Origin of the sequence: Mariniflexile aquimaris (assembly GCF_042676825.1) — a bacterium.
Classification (GTDB): domain Bacteria; phylum Bacteroidota; class Bacteroidia; order Flavobacteriales; family Flavobacteriaceae; genus Mariniflexile; species Mariniflexile aquimaris.
The window spans coordinates 485788-500277 of record NZ_JBHTIB010000002.1 but is presented as its reverse complement, the minus strand read 5'-3'; the positions used below and the strand labels follow the sequence as shown (position 1 = coordinate 500277).

General features: G+C 34.9%; 10 protein-coding genes. 5 read left to right on the top strand and 5 right to left on the bottom strand.

The annotated features are described in order from the left end of the window. Positions 1-78: 78 nt before the first annotated feature. The 5 genes from ACFQ0I_RS02225 to ACFQ0I_RS02205 form a co-directional block, all read right to left on the bottom strand. The gene (locus ACFQ0I_RS02225; RefSeq protein ID WP_379938958.1) at positions 79-1737 is read right to left on the bottom strand and encodes a G-D-S-L family lipolytic protein; all 1659 of its coding nucleotides are present in this window, start codon (positions 1735-1737) and stop codon (positions 79-81) included. Between the two features lies 1 nt (position 1738). After that, positions 1739-4489, bottom strand: a complete 2751-nt coding sequence (locus ACFQ0I_RS02220; RefSeq protein WP_379938956.1) for a TonB-dependent receptor — start codon at positions 4487-4489, stop codon at positions 1739-1741. A 221-nt stretch (positions 4490-4710) separates the two neighbouring features. Beyond that, positions 4711-6558: a glutamine--fructose-6-phosphate transaminase (isomerizing) gene (glmS, locus tag ACFQ0I_RS02215; RefSeq protein ID WP_379938954.1), complete on the bottom strand. Its 1848-nt coding sequence runs from the start codon at positions 6556-6558 to the stop codon at positions 4711-4713. Between the two features lie 170 nt (positions 6559-6728). Next, entirely contained in the window at positions 6729-8426 is a 1698-nt protein-coding gene (locus ACFQ0I_RS02210; RefSeq protein WP_379938953.1) for a DUF4270 domain-containing protein, read from the bottom strand. Positions 8427-8450: 24 nt separating this feature from the next. Next, positions 8451-9260, bottom strand: a complete 810-nt coding sequence (locus tag ACFQ0I_RS02205) for a glycogen/starch synthase (protein ID WP_379938951.1) — start codon at positions 9258-9260, stop codon at positions 8451-8453. Positions 9261-9454: 194 nt separating this feature from the next. On the opposite strand from ACFQ0I_RS02205, the gene panC reads away from it, so the two are divergent. From panC to radA, 5 genes are all read left to right on the top strand, one after another. Further along, positions 9455-10306 carry a pantoate--beta-alanine ligase gene (gene panC / locus ACFQ0I_RS02200; RefSeq protein ID WP_379938949.1) on the top strand — a complete coding sequence of 284 codons (852 nt, stop codon included), beginning with the start codon at positions 9455-9457 and terminating at the stop codon, positions 10304-10306. Positions 10307-10319: 13 nt separating this feature from the next. Next, a complete protein-coding gene (gene panD / locus ACFQ0I_RS02195) occupies positions 10320-10670 on the top strand; it encodes an aspartate 1-decarboxylase (RefSeq protein WP_379938948.1) in 351 nt (116 codons plus the stop codon). A gap of 4 nt (positions 10671-10674) precedes the next feature. After that, positions 10675-11643 (top strand): lysylphosphatidylglycerol synthase transmembrane domain-containing protein, encoded by a 969-nt coding sequence (locus ACFQ0I_RS02190; protein WP_379938946.1) that lies wholly within the window; start codon positions 10675-10677, stop codon positions 11641-11643. A 74-nt stretch (positions 11644-11717) separates the two neighbouring features. Next, complete coding sequence (locus ACFQ0I_RS02185; protein WP_379938944.1) at positions 11718-12866, top strand: alpha/beta hydrolase; 1149 nt, start codon at positions 11718-11720, stop codon at positions 12864-12866. Beyond that, entirely contained in the window at positions 12866-14224 is a 1359-nt protein-coding gene (radA, locus tag ACFQ0I_RS02180) for a DNA repair protein RadA (protein WP_379938942.1), read from the top strand. Before ACFQ0I_RS02185 ends, radA begins: the two co-directional genes overlap by 1 nt. Positions 14225-14490 lie beyond the last annotated feature (266 nt).

The window sequence follows — 14490 nt, the reverse complement described above, 5'->3', positions numbered from 1 at the left end:
TGAAAGTTGTTTTTGTGTTTTTTGTTGTAAAAAAACACCTTCGTTTTGAAGGTGTTTTATACTCAAAATATTTTATGATTATCTAAGTGCGGGTGAATAATTTGTTGGATAATTACCAGCAGAAGCTACGTTGCCCGAGGCTACAAAATTGGAGCCATATGCAATATCTATAGCCTCTAAAAATTTATTTGCCATTACCGCATAACCTCTAGAAGTTAAATGTACGCCATCTAAACTCACTAAGCCACCAGTAACCAATTTTGTTGTTAATATATACGGATTGGTAACGATACCTGTAGTAGCACCAGTTTCTAATATGGCGCTAAAATCTACCACAGCCAATCCTTTTGCAGCAGCAACATTATTGATTGTTATGTTATAAGCGTCTACGGCATTTTTTACAGCTAATTGCTCGCTTGGTAGCAACACCCATTTATCGGCTAAAGGATTGGTAACGCCTTCTACAGAAAATTGTCCTGCTAATGCTGGAGATAGACCCGCCGATATTAAATTGCTGTAAGTGGTGGTATTAACCGTTCCAATAATCGAGCTACTCGGTAACACTAGTAAATCTGTAGCGGTTGCTTGTCTGGTTTGCCCGTAAAATGAACCAAATAATCCGGCTACAGTTGCTTTTGTTGTGGCATCTGTTGGCAGACCAAAACTTTGTAATAAGGCATCAAATGAAGGACTGGCCGCTAAAACGCCTGCTATTTGACCAGAAATGTCTGTTAAAGTTTCGTCTTTTATCACTACTGCACTAGCTGCTGTAGTTGAGAATGTTATGGAACGTTGAGTCGCATTATTTATAGCGCCTACCGATTGTAAATACGTGTACACTTGATTAAGCTGACCAAAAACACCATTCAACGTTGGGATTAATGGGCCAAAACTTGGATTCGTAGGACTTAAAGGTTTAAAAGGAACTGTAGTAAAGTAGGGTAATCTCGTAATATAAGGTACAGTTCCAACGGCACCTTTCGCTCCGTTTGCTGTTAAACCATTTACAATAGCAGTGAATGCTTGCCCAAACACCGTTGGGTCTGTAATATCTGATTGACCATACAACGCCGGATTAAAATTACCAGTTTGATCTACACCAACCCCACCACCTGTGGCATAAGCAAGTACATCGTTGCCTCCAATTTCTGATAACGTAAAAAATGTTGGGCTTTGCGATGTGGCATCTCCTAACATGCTAGAAGCAGGAGTTTTAGCCATTCTTCCGAAATATGGGTTTAAAGCACCATAGCCAGCAATTGTTAAATGAAAACTTTTTGCTCCAGGAACGCCCATATTATTAAAAGGCGCGTTTGATAATACTGTAGATTGATTTGTTGTAGAGGTTGCCGGTAATAAAGCTGGCCCCGTTCCATTAAAATACAATCTTGGTAAATAAGAAGTAGATTGTACACCACCAGATAAAAATCCACCAATATTATCGCTCATTAAAGGTTGAGTAAAAGTACCGCCGCCTATTTTAGTGAATTCTTTCGCCATAATATTGGGAAATGAATTTTCCTGTCCCTTTATAAATAATGCATTGTCTGTAAATCCCGCAGTAAATGATGCACCAACAGCTACATATTTAGTAAAGTCGGCCGAACCTGATGTTAATGCAGGTAAATCCATTACAGGATCCATTCTATCAATATCATCAATAGTATTACATGCTGTAAATCCTAAAAAGATTAATAACAGCCCTATATATTTTGTATTCATTATTTTAGTTTTCATTTTATAAGTTATTAATTGTCCAAGAAACATAATACATAGATCCTATAAATCCAGTACCAAAAGCGGTGGTATATTCTTTACCAGTTAGATTTGTTGCTCCTGCTTTAAACGTAGATTTCATACTAGGTACAAGCAAGTTAATTTGAGCATCCACCACGTGGTATTCTTCTACTACGCCATCACCAAAGGTAGCTTCCCAGAAGTAGTCGTCGCTAAATCTGTAAGACACATTAAATCCGAAGTTTTTAAACAATTCAGTGTTACCAAACGACGCTTTAAATTTGTGTTCTGGGGTATTAAAATTAGTTACAAAACTAGGATATTTTTCTTGGTCGAAATCAAGCTTAGCATAGGTATAACTTCCGCTTAAATCGAAATCACCAAATAGTTTTGTGGACAAACCAATAGAAGCACCATAAGAATTAACATCGGCCTCGGCGTTTGTGTATGTTCCATAGATTTGATAATCTCTGTTTTTTATCGCATCAAATGATGTAGAATTATCTCCAACAGTACCATAGAACGGAGAAATAACACGTCCTTGAGAAATGAAATCTTTATACATGTTATAGTAAGCACTAAAATCGACTACCAAGTTTTTAAATTTACCTCTATAACCAACCTCGGCGGTACTTATTTGTTCTGGTTTTATAATGCTAGGGTTTGCAATTTGTAAAAGCGAAGCATTATTAGTAGCCGCGGCTGCTAGTGCCGAAGTTGCGGTATAAGAATTGGTATATCCTGCGCGACCTGTTTGGTCTATTGTTGCTGGTTGTCCAGCTAACTGACCTGCAGCACTAATATTATAAGTTCTAGAAAAGCGATCTAAATTATCGGGTGCCGAACCTACTAACACATAAGCACCTGTATCTAAGCCTATAAATAAATCTTGAGTAGTTGGGTTTCTAAATCCTGTTTGAACCGATGCTCTAATATTATGGTTTCTGTTAACTGTTAAACCCGCTGAAATTCTTGGTGAAAAGAAACCATCAAAAAACTCAGACTTATCGTAGCGAATAGAACCTGTTAGTTTTAAATCTAAGGCATCACTTAGCTCTAAATTCTTTTGAATTTGAGTATAAACACCATATTCTGAATAATCTATCGGACCGTCTTTATCAGTATAAATTGTACCTGAAGAATTTAAACTATATTTTCTATACGAGCCACCAATTTGAATTTCGGCGACATCAGTTAAATGGCTAAAATTATAATTTCCATCGGCATGATAGTAGGTTGATGCATCCTGAAATTTAGAGCCAGTTATTAAATTAGGGTCGTTGATACTTTTGTTGTAGGCTGCAATAAACTCTGGGCTACCAGGTTCAAAACGACCATTATCTGCTGCAGCTCTTGCCGCCGCGTGAGCTTGAGTATCGGTAGCCCCGCCAAATGTTGCACCTACATAAGTGTTAATATAGTCTCCAAACCATTGTGTGTCACTTTTCCAAGCTCTGTTAATTTGAATAGCTGTAGCTTCCATATCATAGGATTTTCCAGCTTTATCGTTAACTACATAGCCTCTTAAAAAGAAGTTTTTATTTTTTAATTCGAGTTTGTGTTGTTCTTGAAAGAATCCGTCAATATGGTATCGGTTAGTTCCTTGGTAAATAGTAGAACCTGTACCCGCCTTACCAACATATGATATTTCAAAATCATCTTCGAACGGTCTGTAGTACAATCCCCAATCGGCCTTAATACTTTCTGCGTTATAATCTGTAAGTTCACTTTCGTTATAACCTGTTCTACTTACATTAACATTTGGTACAACACCTAATCCGCCAGAAGCTGCTCTAATATTGGTAAAAACAATATCGCCATATACGTTAACACCATTATAGTTAACATTTGTAGCTCTGGTTCCGCCTTCCATATTTTTATCTACGGTACTATTTGCTGCCCAATCTGTACCTTTCAAATATCCAAAGTTTACTTTAGCTGCAAACTTATTACTAAACTTATGCGCTGCTCGTATCCCGAAGTCGGTATACGTATTGTCGCCAGCCGCTTTTTGTGAGGTAATACCTTGCTTGTAATAAGCACTTATTCCAGCATGATCGAATGGGTTTTTACTTTGCATGAATAAAATTCCATTAAAAGCATTGGCACCATATAAAGCCGATGAAGCACCTGGTAGTAATTCGACGCTTTGCACATCGGTTTCAATCATCCCAACCAAATTTCCAATAGGAAAGTTTAATGCAGGGGTGGAGTTATCCATGCCGTCTACCAACTGCATAAAACGGTTGTTTGCAAAGGTGGCAAACCCACGTGTGTTTACAGATTTAAAAGTTAAACTGTTGGTGTTTACATCTACACCTTTGAGGTTTTCTAAGCCATCGTAAAAATCGACAGAAGTGGTGTTTTTAATTTCTTTAAGACCAATACGCTCTACAGTTACCGGCGATTCGAAAATACGCTCAGGTGTTCTGGACGCCGAAATAACCACCTCGTCTAAGGATGTTCCTTCAATAAGAACGAAATTCAAGGTTTGATTATTTGTAGTGACTTTAGAAATTACAGTTTCAAATCCGATGCTACTAGCTTGCACGCTAAAAGGAGGGCTTTGATTTACTGAAAGTGAAAAACGACCATCAAAATCGGTTACTGTTCCTGTTGATGTTCCAACTACAATAATGTTTGCTCCTGGGATAGGTTGACCGTTGTCATCAACTACTGAGCCTGAAATTTTTGTTTGTGAGTAAGTAATACTACAAAAAAATAGCAGTAAAAATGGGAGAATTGTTTTCATTTAGTAATATTTAGTTAAAGTTTAGCGAAGCAATATAAAGATATTACGCATTACTTAGCAACAATTATGTAAAAAAAGTATGCATTCATAGTACAATTTAATAAAAAAGCACGTAAAAAATTGAGTTATTACTAAAAAAAAGTGCTAATAATAAGAAAACGTCACAATTGAAATTTCAATTGTGACGTTTAATATATGATTAACAACCGAAGTTGTGAGTGCTACTCTACGGTTACCGATTTTGCCAAGTTTCGTGGCTGGTCCACATTTTTTCCTAATAAAACGGCAATGTGGTATGATAGTAATTGAAGAGGTATTGTTGTGATTAATGGAGATAGAGCTTCCATAGTTTCTGGAACTTCAATAACATGATCTGCAAGTTCTCTTACCTGTTCATCTCCTTCGGTAACAATAGCAATAATTTTACCTTTTCTGGCTTTTATTTCCTGAATGTTACTTACAACCTTGTCATAATGCCCTTTTTTTGTAGCAATAACAACAATCGGCATATTCTCATCGATTAATGCGATGGGGCCATGTTTCATTTCCGCAGCTGGATAGCCTTCAGCATGTATATAAGAAATCTCCTTTAATTTTAGTGCGCCTTCTAATGCCACAGGGAAATTATAACCTCTTCCTAAATACAAACAATTTCTGGAATCTTTGTATATGTCTGCAATCATTTTAATATGCGCATCAGCTTGTAATGCTTTTTCCACTTTTCCTGGAATCATTTCTAATTCCAATAAATAATGTCTGAAATCTGAACTGCTAATGGTTCCTTTAGCTCTAGCTAATCGCAGGGCGATTAAAGTTAAAATGGTTATTTGCGTCGTGAAAGCTTTTGTTGATGCTACACCAATTTCTGGTCCGGCGTGGGTATACGCTCCAGCATCGGCTTCTCTAGCAATAGATGAGCCTACTACATTACACACACCAAAAACAAAGGCACCTTTAGATTTTGCTAATTTAATAGCGGCTAAGGTATCGGCTGTTTCGCCAGATTGTGAAATAGCAATAACAATATCATTTTCGGTGATGACTGGATTTCTATATCTAAATTCTGAAGCATATTCTACTTCTACAGGTATTCTGGCTAAGTCTTCAAATATGTATTCAGCAACTAATCCTGCATGCCAAGAGGTACCACAAGCCACGATTATAATACGATTAGCGTTGAGGAATTTTTTCATATTATCTTCAACACCAGCCATTTTAATAATGGCTTCATTTCTTAAAAGACGCCCTCTATACGTATCTGTTATGGCTTTAGGTTGCTCATGAATTTCTTTAAGCATAAAATGATCGTAACCCCCTTTTTCAATTTGCTCCAAATTCATTTGAAGTTCTTGTACATACGGGTCTACAATCGAATCGTCTTTTATTTTTCTAACTTTAATTTCTTTGTGAAAGCGAATAATCGCCATTTCTTCATCTTCAAGATAAATAGCGTTTTTGGTATATTCTAAAAACGGTGAGGCATCACTTGCAATGAAAAATTCATCTTCGCCAACACCTACTGCTAACGGACTTCCTAAACGAGCCACTACAACTTCTTCTGGTTTATTCTTATCGAAAACGGCAATGGCGTAGGCTCCATGAACTTGATTAAGCGCTATTTGTACTGCCTTTCCTAGTTTTACGTTTTCCTGCTTTTTAACGTCCTCAATTAAATTAATTAAGACTTCGGTGTCGGTATCCGATTTAAAGGTATAACCCCTTGCCATTAATTCTTTTTTTAGGGATTCATAATTTTCAATAATGCCATTATGAATAATAACTAAGTCGCCCGAATTTGAAAGATGTGGATGTGAGTTAACATCGTTTGGAACACCATGAGTTGCCCAACGCGTATGCCCAATACCTAGGTTGCCAAATTTAGTTATTTCGTTTTCTGCGCGAGCTTCTAAATCGGAAACTTTACCTTTGGTTTTACAAACTTTAAGGTCTGTTCCGTCAAATATAGCAATTCCGGCACTATCGTACCCTCTGTATTCCAATCTTTTAAGGCCTTCAATAATAATGGGGTAAGCATCTCTTGTTCCTATATATCCTACAATTCCACACATAATTTTACTATTTTGATTTGGTTTTAATTTAAGCAAGAACAAATATGTAAAATAAATACCAATGACAGATAATTATTATATAAAGTCATTATTTTACACGATGAAATTCCATTTATTTAAAAAAGAAGCACGTGAATTAACCAAAAAACTAAGATTTTTAGGTTAAAGTTTTATTTTGGTTCGGTATAAAATATTTCTAATTTAAGTCTTTTATTTTCAGGAACATTAACATTTGTTCCGTAAACCCTTGAACCTCTAGTTGTAATTATGGAATTTGCAGGAACTCCTGTTACCTCGTCGCTGCTATTTAATATTTTAGCATTTGCTGTACCATTAACATTTGTAGAAAGCGTTAACCCTATTTTAGTATTCGTAGAATCTTTCACTAAGATGTTAATTAAATGCTGTGTTAATCTAATTTTATATTTTGATAATCCTGTGTCTTCATTAGTTTGTCTAAGTCCCAAATGCGAATATCTAGAAAAGTAAGGCGTTGCTGTATTTGATGTTGGATCTACAAAATAATCTATAATACTTGTATTGTTTTTTATGTCGTAAGCATAGAGTCTATCGTATTTATGATACTCGGTATCGCCACCAGTATTGATAGTTTCATCTTCATAAACCGTTAGTTGCGCATCATTAATTAAGCGTTTTAAAATAAAATCGCCAGTGCTTGCATCTGTTACATAATTTCCGTTAGCGTCTGTTTTACGGTAGGTTTTTTTAAAGTACTCTAATGCAGAAATGCTTGTGGTTACATTATTTACCGTATATTCTTTAACGCCACTAAATAAATCTACAACAGCTAAAGAGCCTTCAGCCCCTTTTAAATAGAGCTTTTCGTCTCCAGCAGTGGTGTTAATATTTTGTAATGCGAGCTTATAATCTGAATTATAATTATTGATAAAGGTGTTTAAAATATTACCAGTAAACCTTAAAACGTAGGTACCCTGTACTCTTTCATTTTCTACTGTAGAGTCTTTTGAATAATGAATCGTAATGTTGGCACTGGATGAAGCTAAGTTTAATAAAATCATGTTGCCTTCACCGCCAATGGCTTCAGCCTTGAAGTAGAGTCCTCTAAAGTAATTGTTGAAATTATTAACATTGCTTAATACGATATCACCTTCTTTATCGATAATAGTTTGTTTCCAAAAATTTGTATCGAGTTTTGTTCTGAATGCCGGCGTTAAATAGGTGGTTTCTTTAATACTGTTGTCAGTATCAAACGTATATAATTTTATTCTTTTATCACTCGGTGTAAAGGATGGTGTTGAATAAATTAAGTCGCTTTTTTGGTCGTCAAAATTAATTACTGTTGTTCCGTTCAATGCAAAATTATCTGTTGTATTAACAGAGCCATCCGCTTTCGAGTAATAAGGTTGAGTTTGTCCGATGGTTGAACTCGGATCGAAATCTCTTAAAAAGTAGTTATTCTTATAAATGGAAAGTTTTATGGGAGAACTTCCGTACAGCGAGTCTTTTATTGTATAGGTAGAATCTGTAATAGCACGATAATAATATGGAATGCTTAAAACCACAGAATCTATTACTGTGTTATCGCCAAAATCTGGAGATAATGTTGATGGGGTTAGCTGCGTTATGATACTTGCAGTAGTTAACCCGTATGCAGGATCTTTGTAAGCACCTAACAGACTTGAGCTTAAGCCGTTAATTTGAAGCGCACTTAATTGTTTATTATGTGCTAATATTTGAAGGGTTTCTTTATCGGTAAAAAAATTGGAATTTTCTTTACCAAGAACATCACTTTCAAGAATAGTAAAATCTTTGTCGCAGGCTAAAAAAAACGTAACGAATCCTAATAAAACAAAAGAAAATTTAAGGGCTTTTATGGTCTTTCTCATATAATAATTAAATGAATAACTTGTTTAGCTTAAAACGCTATTGTTAAAAAATGTTGTGTAAGCTTCACCAAATTCATCTCTACTTTTGTAGTCTAATACTGGTTTTTTTGATGTTTTTAAGTAGTTTTCTAAATCGCTTGGAATGCTTTCAGAACCTATAATCAGGGCATCGGAATAGTCTATAGCAATTTTCATTAGATTAACATACGAAGGTTCTTCAAGAATTTTAACAGCATCTTCATTAATGTTGTCAAATTTAACCTTATTAAGCATATCTTTATTTAAGGTAGTGTTAAAACTTTGATCGTAAATAGAAGTTACTATTTTACTTTCGCTAAATAAAGGCTCGTCTTTGTAGTATTCTTTAAGGTAAATAGGTAATAAGGCTGCAAGCCAACCGTGAACGTGAATAATATCTGGCGACCAATTTAATTTTTTTACAGTTTCAATAACACCTTTGGCAAAGAAAATAGCACGCTCGTCATTATCGCTAAATAATTTCCCGTCTTCGTCGGTTAAAGTTGCTTTTCTTTTAAAGTATTCGTCGTTATCAATAAAATAAACTTGAATGCGTTCTTTAGGAATAGAAGCCACTTTTATAATGAGCGGCATATCTAAATCATTTATAACTAAATTAATCCCAGAAAGCCTTATAACTTCATGCAATTGGTGTCGTCGTTCATTTATATTACCGTACCGAGGCATGAAAATTCGAATTTGACCACCTTGTTGGTTTACTAAACGAGGTGCTTCAAACGACATTGAAGAAATTTCAGTTTCTGGTAAATAGGGCACTACTTCAGATGATACGTATAATATCCTCTTATCTTTCATGTGTTTTTATTTAATGCTTTAATGGCCATATAAAACGTAAATGAGATCTTTCTAAGTAAAAAGAAATGTCAAAAACCGTTTCATTTGTGTCTTTCTTTTTGGAGTTTCAAAATAAAAAACACGCAAAAGTACAAAATTTTATGCAGATTGGTTGTAAAATCTTAAGTTTGCACCCGTTAATTTTATAATAAATCGTGAAAATATTTTCTGAAAAACATCAAATTACACAGGCAATAGACGCTTTAAAGGCAGAAAAGTTAACTTTAGGCTTGGTGCCTACCATGGGAGCTTTGCACGATGGGCATCTGGCTTTAGTAAAGCAAGCCTTAGCGAATAATGACAAAGTAGCAGTAAGCATCTTTGTAAATCCTACGCAATTTGATAATGCAGACGATTTAGTAAAATACCCCAGAACCTTCGAGCAGGATATAGAATTATTAAAAACCATAAGCGAGACCGATATTTTAGTTTATGCACCCACGATTGATGATGTATATGAAGGAAATACTGTTTCTGAAAAATTTGAATTCGACGGATTGGAGTTTGAAATGGAAGGGAAATTCCGCCAAGGGCATTTTGATGGGGTTGGTACCATAGTAAAACGCTTATTCGAAATTATAAAACCAGATAATGCCTATTTTGGAGAAAAAGATTTTCAGCAGTTACAAATCATAAAAAAGCTGGTTGAAAAATACAATATGCCTTTAAATATTATAGGTTGTCCAATACACAGAGAAGCATCTGGTTTAGCAATGAGTTCCAGAAATACGCGACTAAAATCAGCGTATAAAAATGCTGCTCCTTTTATTTATAAAACATTAAAAACTGCCAAATTGCATTTTGGCACAAAAAGTGCTGCTAAAGTATCGCAATGGGTTGAAAAACAGTTTGAAGCACATGATTTATTGAGGCTGGAATATTTTATAATAGCTGAAGAATCGACCTTAAAAACAGTAAAACGAAAAACTAATAATACTAAATACAGGGCATTTATAGCAGTGTATGCTGATGATATTAGACTTATCGATAATATCGCTCTAAATTAATTATCTTTGCCAAATGCAAATACAAGTAGTAAAATCTAAAATTCACAGAGTAAAATGTACCGGTGCAGAACTTAACTATATCGGGAGTATTACTATTGATGAAGATTTAATGGATGCCGCTAATATTATTCAAGGCGAAAAAGTTCAAATTGTTAATAACGACAATGGTGAACGTTTAGAAACCTATGTGATTCCAGGTCCTAGAAATTCTGGAGAAATAACTCTTAATGGCGCCGCAGCACGCAAAGTTTCTGTTGGTGATACTTTAATTTTAATTACCTATGCTTTTATGGATATTGAAGAAGCAAAAGTTTTTAAACCTTCGTTAGTGTTTCCAGATGAAGCTACCAACTTATTAAAGTAACTTTTTGAATCAAAAACTAAAGACCATACTAAAAATTACACTGCCTTTAATATTGGGGGTTTTTTTAGTCTGGTATTCTTTACAAGATGTTCCACTACCTGTAATAATCGAGCATTGGCATAATGCCGATAAATTATGGGTGTTATTTGGGGTGTTTCTTGGGCTTTTAAGTCATTTGTCCAGAGCCTATCGCTGGCGATTTCAGTTAGAACCTATGGGTTATAACATACGCTTTGGCAATAGTGTTATGGCCGTTTTTGCCACCTATCTTATTAATTACACCATTCCAAGAGCTGGCGAAGTAGCCAGAGCATCCATACTTACAAATTACGAAGATGTCCCGTTCGAAAAAGGTATTGGCACCATCGTCTCTGAACGCATTGCCGATGTATTGGTGATGATTGGCATAATAACTCTCACGCTTTTTTTGCAATTCGACTTTATTTATGGGTTTTTTATTGAAAAATTTCAACCCTTAAAAATGATGCTTGCCGTAGTTGCATTGGGTTTGTTTGTCTTAATTTTAACAAGGTATATTAAAAGAAGTACGTCGCCATTCGCATTAAAAATTAAAAAATTTATAAAAGGTTTGTTAGAAGGTGCTCTAAGTATTTTTAAAATGAAGAACAAATGGGCATTTATATTTCATACGCTGTTTATTTGGGGCATGTACATTCTTATGTTTTATGTCACTTCATTGGCTATTCAAGACTTAGAAGGGATTTCTACGGGGGCTATTTTGATTGGGTTTATTTCGGCAAGTTTTAGTATTGCCGCTACTAATGGCGGTATAGGTTCCTACCCGATTGCAGTGTTTGCAGCGTTTTCAATTTTCGGAATTGCCAAAGATCCTAGTTATGCTTTTGGATGGATTATGTGGGCATCACAAACACTTATGATTATTATTTGTGGCGGATTATCTTTAATTTATTTACCCATTTATAACAGAAAAAAAGGCCTGAAAGAAAACTAAATACCTTTTTATTGCTTTTTAAACTTACACTTATTTGTTTATCTTGGCAGGATTAAATCTCAAACCATAAACAGATGAAGCACCTATTTTTCGTTTTAGTAGTATGTTGTTCAATAACTTATTCCAATGCACAGGTTAAGTATGAAACGATGGAATCTTCTAAACTAAGAGAAACCAGAGAAATAAAAATTCAATTGCCTAGAGGATATGATGCTAACAGCGATAAAGTTTATCCGTTATTTATTGTGTTAGATGGCGATTATTTGTTTGAAGCGGTTGCAGGAAATGTTGATTATTATACCTATTGGGAAGATATGCCCGGAGCCATTGTAGTGGGCATTAATCAGTTTGAAAAACGTTATGATGATTGTATCTATTCAGAACAAAACTCATTACCAATTGATAAAGGCGCTAATTTTTTTGAGTTTATAGGTATGGAATTGATTCCGTATATCGAAAAAAAGTATAAAACCGCTAATTTTAAAATAGCGGTTGGGCATGGTGATACCGCTAATTTTATTAATTACTTTTTACTAAAACCACAACCCATATTTAAGGCCTATATAGCAATTAGTCCCGATTTAGCTCCTAAAATGATAAACTATATTCCTGAAGTATTGCGCAAAATACCTTCTAAAACTTTTTATTATTTAGCCAACACAAATCACGATTCGTCTTCAATAAAACAAATGACGGACGCCTTAAATGAAGATATTTCGGCGTTAGATAATAAAAACCTGTTTTATACATTTAATAACTTCGAGAAACCTACGCATTATTCTGTGCCAACACATGCCATACCTAATGCCATCGAAGCAATCTTTAAAGTGTATCAACCTATAAGTAAAGAGGAGTATAAAAATGTCTTGCTAAAATTAGAAACCTCGCCAGTTACGTATCTAGAAGAAAAATACAAAACCATTAATGAATTGTTTGGCATCAAAAAACAAATACTTATTAATGACTTTAACGCTATTTCGGCAGCGATAGAAAAAACTAAAAAATTCGAATATTACGAAGCACTTGGTAAAATAGCCCGCGATGTATATCCAAAAACACTCCTTGGTAATTATTATTTAGCAAGATTTTACGAAGAAGCAGGCGAATCTAAAAAAGCGATGCGCGCTTATCAAACGGCATTTTCGTTAGATGAAATTGGAGGTATTACCAAAGATTTAATGCTAGAAAAAGCAGATGCCATTAAAGCAGATTTTGGATACTAATGGCTAAAGTAAAAACCACTTTTTTTTGCCAGAACTGCGGTTCGCAATTTGCGAAATGGCAGGGGCAATGCAATGCTTGTAAAGAATGGAATACCATTGTTGAAGAAGTTATTCAAACGCCAGAAAAGAGCGATTGGAAATCACCAACATCTAAAGTAAAAAAAGCAGCAGTACCTTTAAGAATAAAAGATATTGATATGTCTAATGAAGCACGATTAGATACCATGGATGGTGAATTTAATCGTGTTTTGGGCGGTGGTATTGTGCCAGGGTCTTTAACGCTTTTGGGTGGTGAACCAGGTATAGGAAAAAGCACCTTGCTGCTTCAAATATCGCTAAAATTACCTTATAAAACCTTATACGTTTCTGGCGAAGAAAGCCAAAAACAAATAAAGATGCGAGCAGAACGCATCAATCCTAATAATAACAATTGTTATATCCTTACTGAGACCAAAACGCAGAACATTTTCAAACAAATTGAAGCTTTAGAACCCGACATTGTAATTATAGATTCTATTCAAACGCTTCACAGCGATTATATTGAGTCGTCTTCTGGAAGTATTTCCCAAATAAAAGAATGTACAACCGAGCTAATAAAATTTGCCAAAGAAACTGCCACTCCTGTGCTATTAATTGGGCATATTACTAAAGACGGTAACATTGCCGGACCCAAAATATTAGAGCATATGGTCGATACCGTGCTGCAATTTGAAGGCGATAGAAATCATGTATTTAGAATTTTAAGAGCACATAAAAACCGATTTGGTTCTACAAACGAACTAGGTATTTATGAAATGCAAGGATCTGGTTTGCGGGAAGTGTCTAATCCTTCAGAGATTTTAATATCCAAAAAAGATGAAGAATTATCGGGCAATGCCATTGCAGCTACTTTAGAAGGGATGCGACCTTTAATGATTGAGGTGCAAGCTTTAGTTAGTACCGCTGTTTATGGTACACCACAGCGTAGCGCCACTGGTTTTAATGCGAAACGATTAAATATGCTTTTAGCCGTTTTAGAAAAACGGGCGGGTTTCCGATTAGGAGCCAAAGATGTTTTTTTAAATATTACGGGAGGTATTAACGTAGATGATCCTGCCATCGATTTGGCTGTGGTGGCTTCCATTTTATCATCGAATGAAGACGTCGCGTTACAAAAAGATATTTGTTTTGCGGCCGAAGTTGGCTTGTCTGGAGAAATTCGCCCTGTTCAGCGGGTAGAACAACGTATTTTAGAAGCCGAAAAATTAGGGTTTTCAACTATATATGTGTCTAAATACAATAAGATATCACTCAAAAAAACAGCCATTAAAATTCAATTGATTTCTAAGATTGAAGATTTGGTGACAATGTTGGTTTAATCAAAACACCTCTTTTTTTAATACCCTGAAAACTATATTGTTGTAAATGAATAGGTTAAACGACATTTAATATGGGAAATAACGTACATAAATTAAGATTTTTATATCGATTTTTTGTGTATTTCATCTTTTTACATTAGCGACTCATCCGATATATATTACGTTTCATCGAAAAAAATCACAATTTTATTAGTTCATATGCGAAGATTGTGCTAATATTGTGTTGTTATATATAAGTGTAGCCCTTAATCATGCATTATTACTAA

What these genes read in the sequence shown, in the direction of transcription:
- ACFQ0I_RS02225 (WP_379938958.1), bottom strand. Translation starts at nt 1,737, where the DNA reads ATGAAAACTAAAATAATGAATACAAAATATATAGGGCTGTTATTAATC.
- ACFQ0I_RS02220 (WP_379938956.1), bottom strand. Translation starts at nt 4,489, where the DNA reads ATGAAAACAATTCTCCCATTTTTACTGCTATTTTTTTGTAGTATTACT.
- ACFQ0I_RS02185 (WP_379938944.1), top strand. Translation starts at nt 11,718, where the DNA reads ATGAAGCACCTATTTTTCGTTTTAGTAGTATGTTGTTCAATAACTTAT.
- radA (WP_379938942.1), top strand. Translation starts at nt 12,866, where the DNA reads ATGGCTAAAGTAAAAACCACTTTTTTTTGCCAGAACTGCGGTTCGCAA.
- glmS (WP_379938954.1), bottom strand. Translation starts at nt 6,558, where the DNA reads ATGTGTGGAATTGTAGGATATATAGGAACAAGAGATGCTTACCCCATT.
- ACFQ0I_RS02205 (WP_379938951.1), bottom strand. Translation starts at nt 9,260, where the DNA reads ATGAAAGATAAGAGGATATTATACGTATCATCTGAAGTAGTGCCCTAT.
- panD (WP_379938948.1), top strand. Translation starts at nt 10,320, where the DNA reads ATGCAAATACAAGTAGTAAAATCTAAAATTCACAGAGTAAAATGTACC.
- ACFQ0I_RS02210 (WP_379938953.1), bottom strand. Translation starts at nt 8,426, where the DNA reads ATGAGAAAGACCATAAAAGCCCTTAAATTTTCTTTTGTTTTATTAGGA.